The following is a 20871-nucleotide window of genomic DNA, read 5'->3' as shown; positions in this document are numbered from 1 at the left end:
TCAACATGCAGTGGGAACCCGTGATCGGGCTTGAAGTCCACGTGCAGCTTTCGACCTGCTCGAAAATCTTTTCCGGTGCCTCAACCGCCTTCGGTGCCGAGCCCAATACCCAGGCTTGCGGTATCGACCTGGCCCTGCCGGGTACGCTGCCGGTACTCAACGAAAATGCCGTTGCGATGGCGGTACGTTTTGGCCTGGCCATCAATGCCGAGATCCCTGAATACTCGGTCTTTGAGCGCAAGAATTATTTCTACCCGGATCTGCCCAAGGGCTATCAGACCAGCCAGATGGCCCATCCCGTGGTCGGGCGTGGCGAGGTCGACATCACGCTTGGCGATGGCACGATCAAGACCGTGCGCATTCACCATGCGCACATGGAAGAAGATGCCGGCAAGTCGCTGCATGAGGACTACAGCGGCATGACCGGTATCGACCTCAACCGGGCCGGTACGCCGCTGCTGGAAATTGTCTCCGAACCCGACATGCACAGTGCCGAAGAGGCTTCCGCGTACATCAAGGCCATTCACGCCATCGTGACCTATCTGGGGATATCCGATGGCAACATGGCCGAAGGCTCGATGCGCTGTGACGTCAACGTGTCGCTGCGCCCGAAGGGTCAGGAGAAGCTGGGTACGCGTGCCGAAATCAAGAACGTCAACTCCTTCCGCTTTGTCGAACGCGCCATTGCGTTTGAAATCGAGCGTCAGGCCGAGATTCTTGAAGAAGGCGGCAAGATTGTTCAGGAAACGCGTCTTTACGATCCGGATCTGGACGAGACCCGCTCGATGCGCACCAAGGAGGAAGCTAACGATTACCGTTACTTCCCCTGCCCCGATCTGCTGCCGCTGATGCTCGATGAGGCCTACATCGAACATCAGCGCTCGCTGCTGCCGGAGCTGCCCAGTGAGAAGCGTCAGCGCTTTGTCGAATCACTGGGGCTTTCGACCTACGACGCGAACGTGCTGACCGGCTCACGCCCGCTGGCTGAATATTTTGAAGCGGTTCAGAAGCTCTGTGGCGATGCCAAGATGGCCGCCAACTGGGTACAGGGTGATCTGCTCGGTCGCCTCAATCGTGACGGCCTCGATATTACCCAGAGCCCGGTCAACGCCGAGCAGCTCGGCGGCCTTTTGCTGCGCATCAGTGATGACACCATCAACGGCAAGGCAGCCAAGCAGGTCTTTGCTGATCTGTGGGAATGCAGGGGCGAGACGGCCGACGAGATCATCGAATCCCGCGGCCTCAAGCAGGTCACCGATACCGGCGCAATCGAATCCCTGTGTGATCAGGTCATCGCCGACAATCCGGTTCAGGTCACCCAGTACCGCGAAGCGACCGAGGACAAGCGCGGCAAGATGATCGGCTTCTTTGTCGGCCAGGTCATGAAGGCTTCACGTGGCACGGCCAACCCGCCGCAGGTCAACGCCATGCTCAAGGAAAAGCTCGACGCCCTGCTCTGAAGACGGTGTGGCAACACAGGCAACATCAAAAAAGGGGGCGCCTGTTGGCGTCCCCTTTTTCGTCACACGGCTTATGGTACCGCGACGTTTTCGCCCGGCCTCACTCCTCAATGGGTGGCGTTGGCAGAATGCACATATCATGCACTTCCACGTGTCTGGGCTGGGTAAGCGCAAAAATCACCGAGCGGGCAATATCGTCCGGCGTCAGCGCATCTTCCTGTGGCTCATCGAAAAAGGGCGTATCCACCACACCCGGCTCGATCAGCGTGACCCGCATGCCACTGCCCTTCACCTCTTCGCGCAGGTTATAGGCCATGCTCTGCACGGCACTTTTGGTAGCGCCATAAAAGGAGCCCGGCATGACCCGCCGCCCGGCAACGGAACCGGTGATCAGTACGTGTCCCCGACTCTTTTTAAGCTCGGCCATGGACGCACGCACCGTCAGGGCCGGCCCCAGCACATTGGTCAGAAGCACCTCGCGCCACTCTTCCGGGTCGCTGCCGCCATAGCCACGCCCTTCAAGACCACGCCCGGCATTGGCAAAGACCGCGTCCAGGCTGCCAAAATGCTCAACGACCGACGCCACCAGCTGCTCCTGCGCCTCCCAGGACTGCACATTGCAGGTGAAGGCTGCCGCGCGTACGCCATATTCGCTTTCAAGCGTTTGTGCCAAGGTTTCCAGTCGCTGGGTACTGCGCGCGGCCAGTGCCACGTTATAGCCGGCCTGGGCTGCGTGACGCGCGCTGGCCTCACCGATGCCGGTCGATGCACCTGTAATCAAAAGCGTTGGGTTGGCCATTGTTGCCTCCTGTGCGTTCAGGTCGATGTGACCCGGCTGTCCTATTATCTGCACTGAGTCTGGCAATCCAGACCCGGTGGCGCCAGCCAAAACGCAAGGACGCCTCCTCACTGCGCGCTGAAGACAGCCCAGCGACCACGCTTTGCGGCCATGACAGTCGAGGTGCTTTTCAGCTATCCTGGAGTAATCCGTTTTATTGCCCTGAATCAATCAATGCCCTGGCGTCGTATGTGAACCGTCAGGTGAATACAACAATGGATGTCGGTCGCAACTGCGCGTCAGACAAGGAGAAATTCATGACCGGCCTGACGTCTGTGATCGTCGAACGACAGCCCGCACAGGACGCCCCGTACGCCTCCCTCAACCACGACATTCATGCCACCCTGATACAGGCCCTCAGGGATGAGCACCAGCAGGGGTTGATACGTGATGCCATCAACCATCATCTGGCCGCTGCCGGCGGTTACCTGCGTGCGCGTCTGGGCTACCACACCGGACGGGCGCTGGGCCTTGCCCACGAGGATGCCCTGACCTGTGCCTGCATCAGCGAGCTTTTACACAACGCATCCCTGATTCACGACGATGTGCTGGACCACGACAGCATGCGTCGCGGCCAGCAGAGCATCTGGCGGGTCTGGAATGAAGGTGTGGCCATCTGCCTGGGGGACCTGTTCATTTCGGCCGCCTATGGCCTGATGGCCGGGCTTGGTACCCATGCCACACATCTACCCGGCCTGCTGGCCTGCGTGCATGATCATGTGCGCACCACTATCCACGGCCAGGCCGATTGTTTCAGCCTGGCGCTGACGCCTGACCCTGATTTCGAGCAGTCCAGCCAGGCCGCCTGCGGCAAGTCCGGTCCCCTCTTTGCGCTGGCTCTTGAAGCGCCCCTGCTGCTGACCGGCCATGACGGTGCCATCGATAGCGCCCGTCAGGCAGCGCTGTCGTTTGCCACGATCTATCAGCTCATCGATGACATCGAGGATTTTGACAGCGACATGACCGATCAACAGCAGGGGGCCTGTAACATGCTGCACGCTCTGAGCAGCCGCGGCGATACCGACCCCATGGCCTCGGCACGGAATTATGGCTGTCATCAACTGACCCAGGCGCGCCATCTGGCAGACGCCCTGCCAATGGGCTGCGGTCAGGCCCTGGTCGAGGAAACGTACAGGCTCGAGGAGAAGCTGATGAGCGTGACAGGTGAACCATCATGAGTCAGGCGCTGGTGATCGGCGGCGGTTTCGGCGGCATGGCAGCCGCCCTGAGGGCACGCAAGAAGGGTTATGACGTCACCTTGATCGAGCGCTGCGAGCATCTGGGCGGACGCGCTCAGGTCTTTACCGATCAGGGGTTTCGCTTTGATGCCGGCCCCACGGTCATCACCGCGCCCTTTCTGTTCGAGGAGCTCTTCGCGCTTTTTGACAAGCGTCTGGAAGACTATGTCGAGATGGTTGCGCTCGATATCTGGTATCAGTTCTATTTTCAGGACGGCCGGACCTTTGACTACGGCACCGACATGTCGGCGACACTTGCCAGCATAAGGGGCTTCAACGAGCGCGATGTTGAGGGTTATCAGCGCCTTTTAAAAACCTCGAAGGAAATCTTCGAGATCGGCTTTGAGCAGCTCGCCGATCGCCCCTTTCATCAGTTCTCGACCATGGCCGCACAGATTCCGGCACTTTTGCGGCTGAAAAGCTATCGCTCGGTATGGCAGATGGTCTGCGCGCATATCGAGGATGACAGCCTGCGTCAGGCCTTCTCGATTCCGCCGCTGCTGGTCGGTGGCAACCCCTTTCGCACCACCAGCATCTATGGCCTGATTCCCTGGCTTGAGCGCAAGTGGGGCGTGCACTTCCCCATGGGCGGCACCGGGGCACTGGTCGCCGCGCTTGAAAAACTCATGCGCGATGTAGGGATCACCATCGAGACCGGCACCACCGTCAAACGCATCCTGAGCGAGCACGGCCGCGCCAACGGCGTGGAGCTTGAAAGCGGCGAGAAGCTGCCGGCTAACGTGGTCATCAGTAACGCCGATGCCGCATATCTCTATACCAATATGGTGGATCAGGTCTCGACCAGCGCGAAGCTCAAGCTGGCCGGCGCACGCTACTCGATGGGCCTTTTCGTGCTCTATGTCGGCACCAACCGGCAGTTCCCTGAAGCCGAGCACCACACCATCTGGATGGGACAGCGCTACCGCGAACTGCTGGAAGACATTTTCGAGCACCGCGTGCTGGCCAATGACTTTTCCCTCTACGCGCACCGTCCGACCGCGACCGACCCGTCCTTTGCCCCACCCGGCTGCGATTCGTTCTACATTCTCGCCCCGGTGCCCAACCTGCAGGGCGACGTGGACTGGTCGCGTGAAGGCGAAAAGCTCGGGGATGCCATCATTGACGCGCTTGATCGCACCACGCTGCCGGGCTTTCGTGAATCGATCGTTACCCGCTTTCACATGACGCCCGCGGACTTCAGCGAGCGTTATCTGTCGATGCACGGCACCGGTTTCTCGATCGCGCCCATCTTTCGCCAGTCGGCGTGGTTTCGCTTTCACAACAAGAGCGAAGTGCTGGAAAACCTCTATCTCACCGGCGCCGGTACCCATCCGGGCGCCGGACTGCCGGGCGTGCTCTCCAGTGCCCGCGTGGTCGACCACCTGCTGCCGGATGCTGACGCATGACGCAGGGCACCGAGCAGTCCAGTGCCGAGGCCATTCTGGCGCGCCATGGCAAGTCGTTTCGCTTTGCCAGCTACTTCATGGAGCGCAGTGATGCCCACGACGCCGCGCTCTTGTATATGGTCTGTCGTGAGCTCGATGATCTGGCCGATCAGGAGATGCCCACCGAGGCCGAAAATCTGGATGCTCATCGCCGCCTGATGGTCATTCGAACCGAGCTGCTCAAGGGTGCCGGCAGCGATCCCCTTACCCATGTGCTGACCGATCTTCAAAGGCGCCGCGGCCTGGACACCCGTGCTGCCGTCGCACTGATCGATGCCCTGATCAGTGATGTCGAGCGCCCGGCCCTGATCCATGATGAGGCCGGGCTGATGCGCTACTGCTACGGGGTGGCCGGCGCCGTGGGCGTGTTGATGTGCCCGGTGGTCGGTGCCGATGACAGCGCTATCCCGCACGGCATCGATCTGGGGCTGGCCATGCAGATGACCAACATCGCCCGCGATGTACGAGAAGATGCCGACATGGGCCGTCGTTACCTGCCAGGAGAATGGATCGACTACCTGACGCCGGAGGAAATCGCACTTGCCAATGACGACCAGCGTGAGCAGGTCGCCCGCGCCATTGATCATTTGCTGACCCGAGCCGAGACCTACTACGCCAGTGCCGCTGACGGATTTGATCGCATTCCGGGGAAAAATAGACGCGCCATTGCGGTGGCCGCCGACGTCTATCGCGCCATCGGCTTTCGACTGCGCCGCGAGCGGCTCGCCTGGTGGCAGGGCCGGGTGCATGTACCGCTGACCGGCAAGATGTGGCTTGCCACCCGCCGCCTGAGCGGTCGGGGCGCCATTCAGGGCAGCGGACATGACTTTCATGATGCCGAGCTGCATCGCCATATTGCCGATCTCCCCGGCGCCCATGCGCCAGATAGCCCATGAACGTGGATGAGACGTTCGATCTTGTGATCCTCGGCGGTGGCTGTGCCGGGCTGAGCCTTGCCTATCGACTGGCACAGCACGAGCAGCCACCGCGCACGCTGATCATCGACCCGCGCGATGAATACACCAATGACCGTACCTGGTGCGGCTGGCCGGTCACGGCGCACCCCTTTCAAAAAGACGTCCGCGCCCGCTGGCATGGCCTGACACTGCATACCGAACACACCAGCACCACCGTTGAAAGTCGGCGCTATCCGTATGAAATGCTCGAAGCCGAGCGCTTTTACACTCGTACGCTTGAAGCGATTGATGCCCATCCACGCCTGACAAGCCATCAGGGCCGCGCAGTGGAAGTTGAGGATCGTGACGACGGAATCAGTATCACACTGGAAAGCGGCGAGACGTTTCAGGCGCGTTTTGGCGTGGACACCCGCCCGCACCCGAAGCCGCTCGTCGCCCCCTGGCTATGGCAGGATTTTGCCGGTATCAACGTGCAGGCAGCCGAGATACCGCAAGGCGCCGAGCTGATGGATTTTCGTGTTGGCGATGATCCGCACGACGGCATCGATTTTCTCTATGTACTGCCCTACGCCCCGGATCAGGCGCTTTTTGAATGGACCCGCTTTGGCCGCCCGCCCACCGATCCGACCACCCTTGAGCACGCGCTGGAAGCGCATCTGGACGTACGCTTTGGTGTGGGCCAATGGCAGGCCCTGCGCCGCGAGACCGGCACACTACCCATGGCGCCGCCGACACGCACCAATGGGCGCTCCATGGTCGCCGCCGGCGCCTACGGCGGCGCCATGCGCGCTGCCACCGGCTACGCCTTCCACGCCATTCAGCGCTGGGCCGATGACTGCGCCAGCGCCCTGATCAAGGGCCAGCCCCCGGTAGGCGCCCACCCCGGACGAATACTGCCGCATCTGGACCGCATTTTCATGAGCACGCTGGAACGCCACCCAGAGCGCGCCCCCGAGTTCTATCAGCTGCTGTTTGAAAAAGCCCCCACCGATAGCCTGATCCGCTTTTTAAGCGGCGTACCAACACTCCAGGATACGCTGCACGTCATGAACGCCCTGCCCTGGGCGCCACTGATCAAAAGCACGGTGCACCATGCCCTCTCGAGCAGAACATGAATCATGGGCAATCCATCCTGATACTTTGCTCCGAGCGGCGCTGCAATTCGTGACGTGCTTGCGTACTATCGCCTGCTATCTCCTATTCCCGTCAGAGCAGCTCGACCATGAACGACAGCCCCGCCATTGGCGTCATTGAGGCGCGCCACTTTCTTGAAACACATCCGGAAGTGACCCAGATCGATGTTCTGATCAGCGATCTCAATGGTGTACTGCGCGGCAAGCGTATTCCGCGCACCAGTCTTGATGAGGCCTATACCAGCGGCGTTAATCTGCCGGCCTCGATCTTTGCCCTCGATATCACCGGCAATACGGTGGAAGAGACGGGGCTGGGGCTCGACAGCGGCGATGGCGACCGTGCCTGCCTGCCGATTCCCGGCACGCTGGTGCCGGTGTCGTGGCATCAGCGCGCGCCGACCGCGCAGCTTTTGATGACCATGGTCGAGCCGGATGGCAGCGGCTGGCATGCCGACCCGCGCCAGGTGCTGGCGCGGGTGCTTGGGGGATTTACCCGTCAGGGACTAACACCGGTGGTGGCCATCGAGCAGGAGTTTTACCTGCTTGATGCCGAACGCAATGACCGCGGCCAGCCCCAGCCGCCGCGCTCGCCGCTGACCGGTGAGCGCGCACGCTCAAGTCAGCTCTACTCGATCAGCGAACTCGATGAATATGCCGATTTCATTGATGCCATTCACGAGGCCTGCGCCCAGCAGGGGCTGCCGCTGGATACAGCGCTCAAGGAGTGCGCGCCGGGGCAGTTCGAGATCAACCTGCGCCATCGCAGTGATGCCCTGCGCGCCTGCGATGACGCCGTCATGCTCAAGCGTGCCATCAAGGGCGTAGCCCAGCAGCAGGGCTTTGAAGCCACCTTCATGGCAAAGCCCTGGGGCAATGAAGCCGGCAGCGGCACCCATGTCCATATCAGCCTGCTGGATGAGCACGGCCGCAACGTCTTTGCCGCCGAAGACAAACACCCCATGGGCAGCGCCCTGTTGCACCAGGCGATTGCCGGCGTGCTGGACCTGATGCCCGCCTCGATGGCGGTCTGTGCCCCCAATCTCAATGCATTCCGGCGCTTCCAGCCCGGGCTCTATGTGCCGATGGCGCCCTCCTGGGGGCTTGATAACCGCTCGGTGGCAGTGCGCATTCCTTCAGGCCCTGCGGCTGCTACTCGCCTTGAGCATCGCGTGGCCGGTGCCGACGTCAACGTCTATCTGCTGTGCGCGGTGCTGCTGGCCTCGATTGCCCACGGTCTTGAGGAAAGGCTCACGCCGCCGCCGGCCATCGAGGGCAACGCCTATACGCAGCTCGACGCCACCCTGCCGGACTCCTGGGGCGTGGCGCTGGAACTGTGGATGGAAAGCGAGGTGCTGGGCGAACGGCTCGGGCGAGGTTTTCAGCATATCTACTACGCCAACCGCCAGGCCGAGCGCGCACTGGCCCTGCGTACCGTCAGCGCGCTGGAATATGACTGGTACCTGCGCCTGGTGTAGGCGCACGACAGGCAGCGGCGTTCAAACCCCCAATCGGTCGCGCAACGCATAGTACCAGGCGCCCATGGCGGAAAACGGCACAGCAAAGCGGCGCCCGCCGGGAAACGGCAGGTGGCGAATATCGGCAAAGGCGTCAAAGCGCCCACTTTCGCCCTTGATGATTTCGCCCACCAGCCGACCGGCCAGATGCGAGGCCGTCACCCCGTGACCGGAGTAGCCCTGGGCGTAGTAGACGTTGTGGTTGAGCCGGCCGAACTGCGGCAGCCGGTTGAGGGTGAGCAGGAAGTTGCCGCTCCAGGCGTAGTCGATCTTCACCTTCTCGAGTTCCGGGAAGGTCTTCAAGAGCTTGGGCCGAATGGCGCCTTCGATGCTGGCCGGGTCGCGCCCGCCGTAGGTAACGCCACCGCCGTAGATCAGCCGGCGCTCGGCGGAAAGCCGGTAATAATCCAGCAGGTAATTGCTGTCCTCGACGGCGCGATCGGTAGGCAAAAGCCGTTTGGCAGTGGCTTCATCAAGCACTTCGGTCGCAATGACCTGGGTACCGCATGGCATGGAGCGGTCAGATAGCTCGGGTACGATATCGCCCAGATAGGCATTGCCGGCGATGACAGCACGTTCGGCCTCGATCATTCCCTGCGCGGTATGAATCTTCACCCGCTCGCCGTGCTCCAGCCGCGTCATGGGCGAGTGCTCGAAAATGACCCCGCCCAGCGACTCAAATGCCGCTGCCTGCCCGAGCACCAGATTGAGCGGATGCAGGTGACCACCGGAGTGATCCAGCAGCGCGCCGGTGTAGCGTGCGCTGCCAATCTCGCGACGATAGGCCTGGCCTTCCAGCAGCTCCAGCTCCTGGTGGCCGTACTTCTCCCACAGCATCTTGTGGTGTCTGAGCGCGGCCAGCTGTTTGTCATTGCAGGCCGCAAAGAGATTGCCGTTTTTGAGATCGCATTTGATGTCGTAGTGTTTGATGCGCTCACGGATGATGCGATTGCCCTCAAACGCCATGTCGCCAAGCGCCCGCGCGGCTTGCTCGCCAAAGCGGGCCTCGATCATGTCCATGTCGCGGCTGTAGCTGTTGACGATCTGGCCGCCGTTGCGACCGCTGGCGCCAAAGCCCACGCGCTGCGCTTCAAGCACCGCCACGCGAAAGCCCTGTTCGGCCAGATGCAGGGCGCTGGAAATTCCGGTAAAGCCCGCGCCTACCACGCAGACGTCCACGTCTACCTGCCCGGATAACGCAGGACGCTCGGGTGCGGGATTCATGGTGGCGGCGTAGAGCGAGTGCGCATAGCCGTGAGACGATGCAGGATCTGACTGGGTCATGAAAATTTACCGTGCAAGCGGCCCTGCCCGGGCCGTGATGATTCAGCGACTACGCATTTCATTGTTGAGCTGTGACAGCGTCCCAAGCTGCGTTTCATTGATCCGAGGGACAAATACCAGTCGCGCCTGCACTTCCCTGCTGAGTCTTGACGGTGGCTTTTGCAGGGCATCATCCAGCTGATCGAGCGCAGCCTGATTGGGCGTAGCATAGAAGGTGTAGTTGCTGATACGAGCGGCCACGTCAGGACGCAGCGTATAGGCAATGAACGCCTGTGCCAGTTCAGGGTGTGGTGCGCGCTTCGGGATGACCAGGGTATCGATGCCGCGCTGAGAGCCCTCCTCGGGCACAAAAAAGCGCAGATGGCCGTAGGTATCCGGGTCTTCGGCCTGCCGCCAGGCCAGATCGCCGTTGTAGGTGATGCCGATCCCGCTGACACCGCGGACGATCTGATCGATGGCGGCGGTACTGTCGACAAAGCCGATGAAGTTCGAGCGCTGTCTGGTCTGCATCAGAAGGCGCGCAGCGTCTACCCACTGATCCTGCTGAGTACAGTCAAACCCGTAACCCATAGAGGCGCAGGCAGCACCAAACAACACCTGTGGATCACCACCCAGCAGCGTAAAGGGCGCCTTTTCATTGACCTGCGGGTCAAAGAGCGCCGACCAGCTCTGCGGGATATCCTCCAGCACCCGACTGTCGTAAACGATCCCGCTGACACCCCACTGATAGGGCACGCTGTAACGATTGCCGGGATCGTAGTCAGGGTTTTGAAATTCAGGCAGCAGATTTTCAAGGCCCGGCAGGCGGTCATGGTCCAGCGGCTGAATGAGACCGGCCTGAATCAGGCGCGGTACGAAGTAATCAGTCGGCACCACCACGTCATACTGGGCATCACCGCCGCTGCGCAGTTTGGTGAACATCTCGGCATTGGAGGTGAAAAAGTTCTGCACCACCCGAACGTCATATTCCCGCTCGAAGTCCTGCAGCACTGCCGGCGGCACGTACTCCGTCCAGTTGAAAAGATACAGTGTGTCCGCCCTTTCCCCTTCGGCGTTGGCCGAAAGGCTTGTACCGACCAGCAATGCAGCCCCGACATGCCACCGCCATGATCGTGTCATCGCGCTTCCCCCCTGGTGATCCATTTGTTGTTGTGTTCTGTCGACGTTGTTCGCCGCTGCCTATACCCGCAGCAGCAGGTGCTCGCGCTCCCAGGAGCTGATCACGCGGTAATAGGCCAGGTGTTCGGCGCGCTTGACGGCCAGATAGCTTTTGACGAAGCGCTCACCCAGCACGTCCGCCAGCGCATCACAGGCATCCAGGGCGTCCAGCGCCGGGCCGACATCGTTGGGCAGCGCGATACCGCCGGTCCAGGCCCCTCCGGTCAAGGGCGGGCGCGCCGCGAGCTGTTGCGTCATGCCCAGATAGCCGCAGGCCAGCGACGCAGCCATCACCAGATAGGGGTTGGCATCGGCCCCGGGCAGGCGATTTTCGACCCGTGTGGCCTCGGCATTGCCTACGGGGACTCGCAGTCCCACGGTACGGTTGTCGTAGCCCCACTCCACGTTGGTCGGCGCCGAGCCGCCGTGCTCGCTGGGCATCAACCGACGCCAGGAGTTGACGTTGGGAGCAAAGAACGGCATGGCCGCGGGCATCCAGGTCTGCAGCCCGCCGATATAGTTCATGAAAAGATCGCTTGGCTGGCCGTTGTCACCGGCAAACAGGTTCCCGCCGCTTTGAGCATCCACCAGGCTCTGATGCAGATGCATGGCACTGCCCGGCTCGTTGGCCATGGGCTTGGCCATGAAGGTGGCATACATGCCGTGGCGCAGCGCCGTCTCGCGCAGGGTGCGCTTGAAGATCACCACCTGATCGGCCAGATAGAGGGGGTCGCCGTGCTGGAAGTTGACCTCCATCTGCCCGGCACCCTCTTCGTGAATGAGGGTATCGATGTCAAGCTCCTGCGCCTCGCAGTAGTCGTACATCTCCTCAAAGAGTGGGTCGAACTCGTTGACTGCATCGATGGAAAACGACTGCCGCCCACTCTCCTGACGCCCCGAGCGCCCGATCGGCGGCTCCAGCGGGTAGTCCGGGTCGGTGTTGGTCTTGACCAGATAGAACTCGACTTCCGGTGCCATGACCGGCTTCCAGCCGCGCGCTTCATAAAGGGCCAGCACGCGCTTCAACACGTGGCGCGGTGCGATCTCGACCGGCTCGCCGTTCATGTAGTAGCAGTCATGGATGATCTGGGCGGTCGGATCTTCTGCCCAGGGCACCAGATAGGCCGCGGCGGGGTCGGCAATCAGCTGCATGTCGAGCTCGGCAGCGTTCCAGAAGCGCAGGGCCTCGTCATCGGGGTAGCCCCCCGTTACCGACTGGATAAAGATCGAATCCGGCAGACGCGGTCGCCCACCGTTGAGGTACTTGCCGGCGGGCATGATCTTGCCCTTGAGAATGCCGGTCAGATCGCTGACCAGACATTCCACCTCGGTGATGCGATGTTCTTCAAACCAGTCTGTCAGAACTACCGGACGATGCTTGAGCGTCATGTCGGCCTCCTCAGCCGAGCCTGATCAAACGCATGTAAAAGGGCTGTTCACCAAATGGCGAACAGCCCATCACGTTCTAGCGTGACTGCACTTCATTCCACAACTGCTGATAGCGCTGCAGGTCCTTGCCGGACAGCGTCGGCGTGAACTTCAGCCGTGCCATGTCCTCATCACCGGGCAGTGACGGCGGCTGCTGAAGCACCGCGTCCAGATGCTCGACCGCCGCCTGGTTCGGGGTAGAGTAGAAGGTGTAGTTGGAAAGCTGCGCCCCCACCTGGGCATCCAGAATGAAGTTGATGAACTTGTGCGCCAGCTCCGGGTGCGGGGCGCGTGCCGGAATCGCCATGGAGTCGATCCACAGCTCCGAGCCCTCCTCAGGAATCACGAACTCGGTGTTGGCATAGCCTTCGGGGTCATCCTCCCGGTACTGCAGATAATCCCCGTTATAGGTCACCCCGAGGGCGTTGACGCCGCGGGCGACCTGGCCGAGCACCGGCGTGGAATCGGTAAAGCCGGTGAAATTGCGCCGGTGCTTGGTCTTGAGCATCAGCTTTGCCGCGTTGACCATGTCGTCCTGCGCGGTGCAGTTATAGGGCTTGCCCAGAAACGCACAGGCGGCGCCAAACATGACCTGGCCATCCTTGAGCATCGAGAACGGCTGGCTCTTGTTGGCCGACTCATCAAAGATCATCGACCAGCTTGGTTTTGCTTCGGGGAAGGTGTCAGTGTTGATGATCAACCCCGTCGAGCCCCACAGATAACCCGCTGTGTACTTGTTGTCCGGATCATAGGGCGGATCAACAAAGCGCTCCATGAGGTTGTCCATGTTGGGCAGCTGCGACTTGTCCAGCGGCTGCAAAAGCCCCGCCTCGATCATGCGCGGCACGAAATAGTTCGACGGCACCACGATGTCGTACTGGGACACGCCGCCGGCCTGCAGCTTGGAGAACATCTCGCCCAGCGAGCCGTAGTAGTTCTGCACCACCTCAACGTCGTACTGCTTCTCGAACGCCTCGATGATCTCCGGATCCATGTAATCGGTCCAGTTGAACACATAGAGACGCTCGGCCGCGCCGGCGTGTCCGGAGAACATGACGGCGGCCACGGCACCGGCCATCAGCGCCGGGCGAAATGAGAAAGGAGTCATTGGCAGTTTCCCTGAATGATCATGATCAATGGTTTACGGTTTTTATGATTCCGCCGCGGTGCTCAGGCGCGGCGACGGTTGAACAAAAGGCTCAGCACGGCCACCAGCGCCACGGAAGCAATCATGAGGGTCGCAATGGCATTGATTTCCGGTGAGATGCCGCGGCGAATGGCGCCCCAGATATAGATCGGCAGCGTCGCGCTTTCAGGCCCTGCCGTAAAGAAGCTGATCACGAAATCATCGACCGAGAGCGTAAACGACAGGAAAAACGCCGACAAAAGCGCAGGCTTGATGGTCGGCAAAATGAAATGCGCCACCCGCTGCCAGGGGCTGGCGTAGAGATCCTTCGCTGCATCAAAGAGCGTGGCATCCAGGCCCACAAAGCGTGAATAGACAATCAGCGCCACAAACGGAATCTGGAAGGTCACATGGGCAATCACCATGGTCGAAAGCCCCGGCGACAGCAGCCCGGTCAGGCGGTTGATCTGAACGAAAAACGCCATGTCGGCGATACCGAACACGATGTCGGGCATCACGATCGGCAGATAAATCAGGATGATCAAAAGCCCGAGTTTGCGGGCACGATGCTTATAGAGCCCGTAACCGATCATCGCCCCCAGAATCACGGCAATGATCGAGGAAATCACCGCCAGCAGCAGCGTATGACCAATGGCACCGATGACGACATCGTTGTTGAATAACCGCTCGTACCAGCGCAACGAAAAACCGCCCCAGCGCGCCGAGGTATTGATGGCGTTAAACGAAAACACCATCACGACCAGCAGCGGCGCGTAGAGGAAAACCAGTGTCAGCCACCAGAAGATGGCCAGCCCCTTTTTAAAGCTCGTGTTATGCATGCCGGCCTCCTAGATCACCATCTCGCTGCCACCGCCCAGGCGGCGACCCATCCGACGCAGCACCAGCAGGCCCACAAAGGTGGCCAGCAGCATCAAAAGTGCACCGGCCGCGCCCAGTGGCCAGTTGGCGGCGTCCCCGAACTGGCTGGCCACCAGGTTGCCCAGCATCTGTGAGCGCCCACCCCCCAGCAGCTCCGGAATGACATACATGCCAAAGGCCGGAATGGCCACCAGCACCGACCCCGCCAGCAATCCCGGCAGCGTCTGCGGCAGTACGGCGACAAAGAAGGTACGCAGGGGCGAGGCGTAAAGATCCCGCGCCGCCTCGATCTGGGCGTGATCGAGCTTTTCAAACGCAGCGTACAGCGGCAGCACCATGAAGGGCAGGAAGTTATAGACCAGCCCCAGCGTCACGGCAAAATCGGACGGAAAAAGCCCCATATTGGGCGCAATCAACCCCAGCCTGGCGGCCAGATCCGACAGTGTCGTGCCCGGCGAGAGCAGGTTCATCCAGCCAAAGGCGCGAATGACCTGATTGGTCCAGGACGGCACCACCACGGCCAACAGCATGATGGCGCGAAGACGCGGCCGGCACATGGAGATATACCAGGCCACCGGATACGCCACCAGCACTACCAGTCCCAGCGAAATGACGGACTGAAACACGGAGCGCCACAGCGTATAAAGATTACCCGGGCTCCAGCCCAGAAAGCCAAAGCCGGCCAGATTGCGAAAGGCGTCCAGCGTCAGCGGCAGCTGCGGCTGACCAAAGCCGCCGTTGGTCATGAAGGCCACCGACATCAGATAGGCACTGGGCAGCACCAGAAAGATGAATATCCACAGCGCCCCCGGCAGCACACTCATCAAGAGATGACGGGTTTCCCGGCGACGCCGACGTCGCCAGACCACATCCACCTGGTTCATGCGCCCTCCTCGTCATCGCTTAACATGATGACGTCTTCGGGGTAGATCTCGACCTTGACCTCATCACCGACCCGAAAAAGGCGATCGCCGGTATTGGAGATTTCGGCAATCAGTTCGCTGTGCTGTTCGCCATGCTGATGGGAAAGCCGATACTCGACGTTGCTGCCGCGATAAAAACGCTCCACGACCCGGCACATGAGCATATTGAGCTGCTTGCCCGGCTCCACGCTCGGCGCACCGGGCGCGGTCAGCTCCAGCGTCTCGGGGCGGATCAGCGCCACCCGGCCTTCATTTTTATCCTCGGTTTCCAGCGTCCCGATGGGCGTCTTGACCGTCATGCCCTCTCTGGCCGAGATCGGGAAGAGATTGTCATGGCCCATGAAGCGTGCCACGAACAGATTGGCCGGCCGCTCGTAGACCTCCTGCGGACTGCCGATTTGCTGGATGATCCCGTCGTTTAATACCGCGATGCGGTCACTCATGACCATTGCTTCTTCCTGGTCATGGGTGACGAACACGAATGTCATGCCCAGACGCTTCTGGGTGCGCAACAACTCGACCTGCAGCTGACTGCGAAGCCCGGCGTCGAGCGCCGAGAGTGGTTCATCAAGCAGCAGCACATCCGGCTCGCAGATCAGGGCGCGCGCCAGCGCGATACGCTGGCGCTGGCCACCGGAGAGCTGATCGACGCGGCGATCGATCAGCGAGCCGAGCTTGATGAACTCGGCGATCTCGACCACCTTCTGCTCGCGCTCGGCACGCGCCATGCCACGCATTTTCAGACCAAAGGCGATGTTGTCACGCACCGAGAGATGCGGAAACAGCGCATAGGACTGAAAGACCGTATTGACGCTGCGCTTGTGGGGCGGCGTATCGGTGACATCCACCCCGCCAATGGAGAGCGTGCCGGCGCTGGGTTCGTCAAGGCCTGCCAGCATTCGCAACAGCGTGGTCTTGCCGCAGCCGGAGGGCCCCAGCAGCGTAAAAAACTCACCGGCACGAATATTCAGATCCACGCTTTCCAGCGCCACGACACCGCCTGGATACTCCTTGCGAATGCCTTTCAGGCTGATGGAGGACGCCTCTCGCGCCGCACTGGCCTCGCTACCCGTGGTGCTCTCGACTGATGAAAAAGGCCCGCCGGGTGCGGCGGTCGGTGAGCGTTCTGCCATCGAACAGGATCCCCTTGCGTATGAATGCACCACCTGGGTGGTGCCTGAAGATATAAGTCATGGGGCAACGCTCTGAAACTCAGAGCCGATCCCGCCATCGATAAAAGGTGGTCGCCAGCACCAGCAGCGGAGTGCGAAGCCGGCGACCACCGGGAAAATCAAGATGTTTCATGGTGGCAAACAGATCAAAGCGCTCACACTGTCCGGCCACGGCATCGGCCATCAGTTGACCGGCAAGCCCTGCCAGCGCCATGCCATGGCCTGAATACCCCTGCACAAAATGAATATTGTGATCCAGTCGGCCAAAATGCGGCGCCCGATTGCGGGTAATGGCCACCCGGCCGCCCCAGCGATAATCGATCGCCACGTTCCCAAGCACTGGAAAGAGTTCGCGCATCTTGCGCTGCATGGTTGCGACCAGCTGGCGCGGCTCGCGGCCACTGTAGCTGACCTGTCCACCATAGAGTAAACGTCGTCCCTGGGTGAGGCGATAGTAGTCCAGCACAAAATTGGCGTCCGAGACAGCATCGCGCTGTGGCAGCGTCTGTGCCACCTGCTCCTCGGACAGGGGTTCGGTGGCAATGATGTAGTTCACCACCGGCATGATCTTGCGCTCAAGCTCGGGCATCAGTCCGTTCAGATAGGCATTGCCCGCCACCAGCAGATGATCACAGTCAATATGGCCCTGCGCCGTGGCCACCCGAATCACCTGCCCCGGCACGACGTGCATGATACGGCTGTGTTCATGCACAACAGCGCCGGCCTGTTGTGCAGCACGCGCCAGCCCCAGCGTGTAATTGAGCGGATGCAGGTGACCTGCCTCACGCTCATACAGTCCGCCGATGTAGGCATTTGTGGTTACATGCGCCTTCAGGGCCTCGCCTTCCAGCCACTCAAGGCCTTCATAACCGTAGCGCGCAGCCATCTCATCACGCATGGTTTTCATGGCGCGCTCATGTCGCGGCTTGATCGCGGCATGAACATAACCGCGGGAATATTCGCAATCAATATGATGATGCGCAATCAGCGACTCGGTCAGCCTGACCGCTTCGCGGCTCATCTCCCAGATATCGCGCGCGGCTGCCTGTCCAAGGGCGCGCTCGATTACTGAAAGCTCGGTGCCCAGCCCCGGCAGGATCTGCCCGCCGCTACGTCCTGATGCGCCCGCCCCGATCTCACCGGCCTCCAGGATTGCCACCCGATAGCCCCGCTCGGCCAGATGCAAAGCGGCGCTGCATCCGGTGACCCCGCCACCGATGATCGCCACATCAAAACGCTGCGCCCCGCTCAGGGGCGTGGTGTTGTCCAGCGTAAGATTGCGGGAGTGGGCATACCAGCTGTTATTATCCAGGGTCATGAAAGCATTCCAGGCAGAACGGCCGAAAACAGGCACGGCATACATTATTACCGGAGACCCGGGTGACCAGCCGCCCGTCATCCCCTGACATCGGCAAGCACAAGCGAAAGCCCATTTACGATGACAGAGCTACATGGAAAAGGTACAGAAAGGTCACCCTTTACCGCCTCATGCTTTGCATATGCCAGCAGCATACTTTAGCTTCTTTTTGCATATTGGAAGAGAGATGGACGCTGTTTGAGAATGTGAGAGAAAAAACAGTTTGAGTGGTGGTGAGGTGCATGAACGAGCGGAAGTCACCGAGCCGACTCGTCCCTCATATTCTTTAGCTTGTCGCACCGAGCCACGCATTCGAACCACGGCTGGCCGGACCAGTCGCCGGTGTCATCATGCCAAAACCAGGTCTCGTTTTTCCCAAACCAGTGCGGCCACCGAGGAGTATTTTTCAGGTACCCATAAGCATAGGCCGAGCCATTCGGATGAATGTATATTCGCTCCAGATATTCGGCACCAATGCCCTCCGGCTCACAATGCTCCGGGTGATCCCGACCATCCTTGGTCTGACGACACCACGCCTGGTCGAACTCCTCGGAACCGATCAGATATTCGCCATACACCTTATGGGTAACCTGCCAACGGTAGCTTTGCTTCAACGGAGGCATTTTTCTGCCGTTGTTTCGTGGGTGGTTGACATTACTTCGAGGCGCTTCACGATCCTCTGTAGTGGCAAAGACCGGATAATCGATAGGATCGACCTGAAACTTCTCATGAGGCGCGACAAAATCACGCCCATCGCCACTGGTCGCAGCTCCGTAATCGGCCATGGTCGGACAACCACTGAGCGTAGTCATCATGACGACTCCCAGTGGCAACAACGGCCATTGCGGTTGTTTAGAGCGACTAAAACACACATACCAGGGATCAATGATCCGTCGGGTAGAGCTCGCGATTTGCATCGATAAATGCCTTGTAGTTATTAAATGGATGTTGAGATGGAGTTAGTGGTGCAACGATGGCATCGGGATTAAATATTTTTCCAAGGTAACCACCATTGACCAGATCACCCGAGCCAATGGTCAGATGTGCGCCGGGTGCCGCAATATTGCCGAAAGGTAGAGAGAAGAGTTCAGCGTGCTCGACCAGTCCATTACCTGCCAGATAGTTGGATGTCAACGTACCCAGGCTGTGTCCTGTCAAAGCTCCGCCAAAACCCTGGTCGACTAGATAGGCACGTACTGAAGCGTCCGGCAGTCCCTGATACCCGAGCGCGATATCGACCGCGTCGAACGGGAGCCCCGGTAGATCACGATCCATGACGCCACGCTCGCCCACATAATTTGTTAGATTAAATTTTTGATCGTCTGCCTTATAGCGATTGCCAATCCCGGGCAGTTGATCGCCTGCGACCGAACCGGCCATTAATAACCAGTTCAGCTCTTCCGCATTCAGGCCCACACCTTTGGCCAGCTTCTCGGCGATACGACTCCAGGTCTTTTGCATAACAACGCCGCCAACCACCTTTCCGGCATCCAGCAAAGCACCTTGCGAGATCTGTTGCCCCAGGTCGGTCGCCTTGCTCAAGGGATTGCCGTAATAGGTACCCGCCGCCAGATAATTGGCAAGACCACCCATTATCGCGCCATGCAGCGCAGGGGTTTGCCAATCCTGACCCTGACTTGCCGCTCCGGCGACACCACCGACTGCTCCAGCGATGGCCCCTGAAAGGGCTGCGTTGGCCCAGCCGGAGGCGGCCGTGGTTGTCCCGGCCGCCCATACCGAGGCAGCCGTAGTCGCGGTCGCCGCTGACGTAGTTCCCGATAACGTTCCGATTGCCGAACTGGCGGCACCGGACGTCGCGGCAGCTGCGACAATGGCCACGGCCATACCTACAGCAGGGCTAACGCCCGATTGGCTGTAGTCCCAACTGTCATGGATCTCCTTCACCTGCCGCCAGTCAATATCACCCTGCGCTTCGGCCTGTTTGAGCCATGCAAGCTCCGGCTCGGCGGCGGCCATGGCCTCAATGGTTTGACTGACGCTCTGCTGGTCAATGTCGCGAACGTCAATGTTGACGCGGTTGGCAGCATTGATCGCCAGTTGCCCCTGAGCGATCAGTTCACTCTGGCGCAGGGTCTCGTCGGTACTGCCCTTGCCCTTCGCCGACTGCCACGCCCAGTTACTCCTGCTCTTCTCATGAGACTCGGAGCGAGCATCCATGGCCGCGGCAAAGGTGATATCGCCACCGCTGGTCAGAGTCATATCCTCACCGGCATCCAGACGCGCCTTCTGATAGACCTGATCGTTGCCGCTGGCAATGATGAGATCACCACCGCTTTCCACCGCGGTGCCGACCGCGCGGGTATCGGTGACCTCGTCGCGCTTCATCTTTTTGCTGCTGATCAGTCCACCGCTCTTTTTCTTCTTCTGGTAGAAGTGGTAGTCCCGATCATTGGCGACAATTAGTTCAGCGTCATTGCCACCGACAATATAGGACCAATTATTTTTCACCACCGGGCCCTACGACCTACGTCCAGAACTCTTCCCCATCTGAGTCTATCCATACAACTCCAACAGGTGCCTCTGTAATAAACCAAAGCCCAAAACCATCAAGAGCTTCTTCATCAGGCTCTTTGGGCCACGCTTCCTTAAGCACGTCCAACTGATCTTGGATAGTACCAATAAGGAAAAGGCCATCATGCGCAAGTCTTATATTCCCCTCCAACATCAGACGCTTCATCAGAGAAAAGAACAGGTTGACTCGGTCCGTGTAGTCGATAGACGAGCCAAGAAGCTCAACCGTCATATGCTGCCATATAGCACCCATCGAGAGTCCAAACGCGCTTCGCAACACCGACTTATAAAGCCCATCAATCATTTGAAATTGATCTTCACTATCCTTCCGCCATTAATGGATTTGTGCTCAACATCTATCGTCCACGAGGCCCATGTCTGCTGCGAAGATGTGGGAAAATCTCGAAGGTTTATTCGAGCACCGGCGTTAGTTTTGGTTCTATATATTGTCCCCATGCCAAAAACGA

Annotated in this window: 18 protein-coding genes; 6 read left to right on the top strand and 12 right to left on the bottom strand. The window is 60.1% G+C overall.

Going from position 1 to position 20871, the window contains the following annotated elements:
- Positions 1 to 5 precede the first annotated feature (5 nt).
- Positions 6 to 1460, top strand: coding sequence for an Asp-tRNA(Asn)/Glu-tRNA(Gln) amidotransferase subunit GatB (gene gatB / locus IE123_RS14070; RefSeq protein ID WP_189519351.1), 1455 nt, complete (start codon positions 6 to 8; stop codon positions 1458 to 1460).
- Between the two features lie 100 nt (positions 1461 to 1560).
- Here the strand turns inward: gatB and IE123_RS14065 are convergent, their stop codons facing one another.
- On the bottom strand, positions 1561 to 2259 hold the full coding sequence (locus IE123_RS14065) for an SDR family oxidoreductase (RefSeq protein ID WP_189519349.1): 699 nt from the start codon (positions 2257 to 2259) through the stop codon (positions 1561 to 1563).
- A 296-nt stretch (positions 2260 to 2555) separates the two neighbouring features.
- Between IE123_RS14065 and IE123_RS14060 the strand changes: the two genes are divergently transcribed.
- The 5 genes from IE123_RS14060 to IE123_RS14040 all read left to right on the top strand — a co-directional run bounded on the left by IE123_RS14060 (position 2556) and on the right by IE123_RS14040 (position 8506).
- Positions 2556 to 3476 carry a polyprenyl synthetase family protein gene (locus IE123_RS14060; protein ID WP_189519346.1) on the top strand — a complete coding sequence of 307 codons (921 nt, stop codon included), beginning with the start codon at positions 2556 to 2558 and terminating at the stop codon, positions 3474 to 3476.
- The gene (gene crtI / locus IE123_RS14055) at positions 3473 to 4942 is read left to right on the top strand and encodes a phytoene desaturase family protein (protein ID WP_189519345.1); all 1470 of its coding nucleotides are present in this window, start codon (positions 3473 to 3475) and stop codon (positions 4940 to 4942) included. The genes IE123_RS14060 and crtI overlap by 4 nt, the downstream gene beginning before the upstream one ends.
- A complete protein-coding gene (locus IE123_RS14050) occupies positions 4939 to 5877 on the top strand; it encodes a phytoene/squalene synthase family protein (RefSeq protein WP_189519343.1) in 939 nt (312 codons plus the stop codon). The genes crtI and IE123_RS14050 overlap by 4 nt, the downstream gene beginning before the upstream one ends.
- Positions 5874 to 7013, top strand: coding sequence for a lycopene cyclase family protein (locus IE123_RS14045; protein WP_189519341.1), 1140 nt, complete (start codon positions 5874 to 5876; stop codon positions 7011 to 7013). Before IE123_RS14050 ends, IE123_RS14045 begins: the two co-directional genes overlap by 4 nt.
- Before the next feature lie 107 nt (positions 7014 to 7120).
- On the top strand, positions 7121 to 8506 hold the full coding sequence (locus IE123_RS14040) for a glutamine synthetase family protein (RefSeq protein ID WP_189519339.1): 1386 nt from the start codon (positions 7121 to 7123) through the stop codon (positions 8504 to 8506).
- Between the two features lie 21 nt (positions 8507 to 8527).
- Here IE123_RS14040 and IE123_RS14035 read toward each other — a convergent pair whose 3' ends face one another.
- The 11 genes from IE123_RS14035 to IE123_RS13985 all read right to left on the bottom strand — a co-directional run bounded on the left by IE123_RS14035 (position 8528) and on the right by IE123_RS13985 (position 20708).
- Positions 8528 to 9829, bottom strand: a complete 1302-nt coding sequence (locus tag IE123_RS14035; RefSeq protein WP_308430230.1) for an NAD(P)/FAD-dependent oxidoreductase — start codon at positions 9827 to 9829, stop codon at positions 8528 to 8530.
- A 42-nt stretch (positions 9830 to 9871) separates the two neighbouring features.
- A complete protein-coding gene (locus tag IE123_RS14030; protein WP_189519337.1) occupies positions 9872 to 10948 on the bottom strand; it encodes an ABC transporter substrate-binding protein in 1077 nt (358 codons plus the stop codon).
- 60 nt (positions 10949 to 11008) lie between these two features.
- Entirely contained in the window at positions 11009 to 12376 is a 1368-nt protein-coding gene (locus IE123_RS14025; RefSeq protein ID WP_189519335.1) for a glutamine synthetase family protein, read from the bottom strand.
- A gap of 76 nt (positions 12377 to 12452) precedes the next feature.
- Positions 12453 to 13523 carry an ABC transporter substrate-binding protein gene (locus tag IE123_RS14020; protein ID WP_229819782.1) on the bottom strand — a complete coding sequence of 357 codons (1071 nt, stop codon included), beginning with the start codon at positions 13521 to 13523 and terminating at the stop codon, positions 12453 to 12455.
- Between the two features lie 62 nt (positions 13524 to 13585).
- Entirely contained in the window at positions 13586 to 14380 is a 795-nt protein-coding gene (locus IE123_RS14015) for an ABC transporter permease (protein ID WP_189519333.1), read from the bottom strand.
- Between the two features lie 9 nt (positions 14381 to 14389).
- Positions 14390 to 15304: an ABC transporter permease gene (locus IE123_RS14010; protein WP_189519331.1), complete on the bottom strand. Its 915-nt coding sequence runs from the start codon at positions 15302 to 15304 to the stop codon at positions 14390 to 14392.
- Positions 15301 to 16476, bottom strand: coding sequence for an ABC transporter ATP-binding protein (locus tag IE123_RS14005; RefSeq protein WP_189519329.1), 1176 nt, complete (start codon positions 16474 to 16476; stop codon positions 15301 to 15303). The genes IE123_RS14010 and IE123_RS14005 overlap by 4 nt, the downstream gene beginning before the upstream one ends.
- A 79-nt stretch (positions 16477 to 16555) precedes the next feature.
- A complete protein-coding gene (locus IE123_RS14000; RefSeq protein ID WP_189519328.1) occupies positions 16556 to 17833 on the bottom strand; it encodes an NAD(P)/FAD-dependent oxidoreductase in 1278 nt (425 codons plus the stop codon).
- Positions 17834 to 18129: 296 nt separating this feature from the next.
- Positions 18130 to 18687, bottom strand: a complete 558-nt coding sequence (locus IE123_RS13995; protein WP_189519321.1) for a hypothetical protein — start codon at positions 18685 to 18687, stop codon at positions 18130 to 18132.
- A 67-nt stretch (positions 18688 to 18754) separates the two neighbouring features.
- A complete protein-coding gene (locus tag IE123_RS13990) occupies positions 18755 to 20344 on the bottom strand; it encodes a hemagglutinin repeat-containing protein (RefSeq protein ID WP_189519319.1) in 1590 nt (529 codons plus the stop codon).
- A gap of 13 nt (positions 20345 to 20357) precedes the next feature.
- Positions 20358 to 20708, bottom strand: coding sequence for a DUF596 domain-containing protein (locus IE123_RS13985; protein WP_229819781.1), 351 nt, complete (start codon positions 20706 to 20708; stop codon positions 20358 to 20360).
- Between the last annotated feature and the right edge of the window lie 163 nt (positions 20709 to 20871).

The sequence above is a fragment of the Kushneria pakistanensis genome (assembly GCF_014652795.1).
Lineage (GTDB): Bacteria > Pseudomonadota > Gammaproteobacteria > Pseudomonadales > Halomonadaceae > Kushneria > Kushneria pakistanensis.
This window is presented reverse-complemented; position numbering and strand designations above follow the sequence as displayed.

Bases quoted from the DNA above. Each gene is read 5' to 3' on its own strand.
- IE123_RS14035 (WP_308430230.1), bottom strand. From the start codon at position 9,829: ATGACCCAGTCAGATCCTGCATCGTCTCACGGCTATGCGCACTCGCTC.
- crtI (WP_189519345.1), top strand. From the start codon at position 3,473: ATGAGTCAGGCGCTGGTGATCGGCGGCGGTTTCGGCGGCATGGCAGCC.
- gatB (WP_189519351.1), top strand. From the start codon at position 6: ATGCAGTGGGAACCCGTGATCGGGCTTGAAGTCCACGTGCAGCTTTCG.
- IE123_RS13995 (WP_189519321.1), bottom strand. From the start codon at position 18,687: ATGATGACTACGCTCAGTGGTTGTCCGACCATGGCCGATTACGGAGCT.
- IE123_RS14060 (WP_189519346.1), top strand. From the start codon at position 2,556: ATGACCGGCCTGACGTCTGTGATCGTCGAACGACAGCCCGCACAGGAC.
- IE123_RS14005 (WP_189519329.1), bottom strand. From the start codon at position 16,476: ATGGCAGAACGCTCACCGACCGCCGCACCCGGCGGGCCTTTTTCATCA.
- IE123_RS14015 (WP_189519333.1), bottom strand. From the start codon at position 14,380: ATGCATAACACGAGCTTTAAAAAGGGGCTGGCCATCTTCTGGTGGCTG.
- IE123_RS14000 (WP_189519328.1), bottom strand. From the start codon at position 17,833: ATGACCCTGGATAATAACAGCTGGTATGCCCACTCCCGCAATCTTACG.
- IE123_RS14010 (WP_189519331.1), bottom strand. From the start codon at position 15,304: ATGAACCAGGTGGATGTGGTCTGGCGACGTCGGCGTCGCCGGGAAACC.
- IE123_RS14045 (WP_189519341.1), top strand. From the start codon at position 5,874: ATGAACGTGGATGAGACGTTCGATCTTGTGATCCTCGGCGGTGGCTGT.
- IE123_RS14040 (WP_189519339.1), top strand. From the start codon at position 7,121: ATGAACGACAGCCCCGCCATTGGCGTCATTGAGGCGCGCCACTTTCTT.
- IE123_RS14030 (WP_189519337.1), bottom strand. From the start codon at position 10,948: ATGACACGATCATGGCGGTGGCATGTCGGGGCTGCATTGCTGGTCGGT.
- IE123_RS14050 (WP_189519343.1), top strand. From the start codon at position 4,939: ATGACGCAGGGCACCGAGCAGTCCAGTGCCGAGGCCATTCTGGCGCGC.
- IE123_RS14065 (WP_189519349.1), bottom strand. From the start codon at position 2,259: ATGGCCAACCCAACGCTTTTGATTACAGGTGCATCGACCGGCATCGGT.
- IE123_RS14025 (WP_189519335.1), bottom strand. From the start codon at position 12,376: ATGACGCTCAAGCATCGTCCGGTAGTTCTGACAGACTGGTTTGAAGAA.
- IE123_RS14020 (WP_229819782.1), bottom strand. From the start codon at position 13,523: ATGACTCCTTTCTCATTTCGCCCGGCGCTGATGGCCGGTGCCGTGGCC.
- IE123_RS13985 (WP_229819781.1), bottom strand. From the start codon at position 20,708: ATGATTGATGGGCTTTATAAGTCGGTGTTGCGAAGCGCGTTTGGACTC.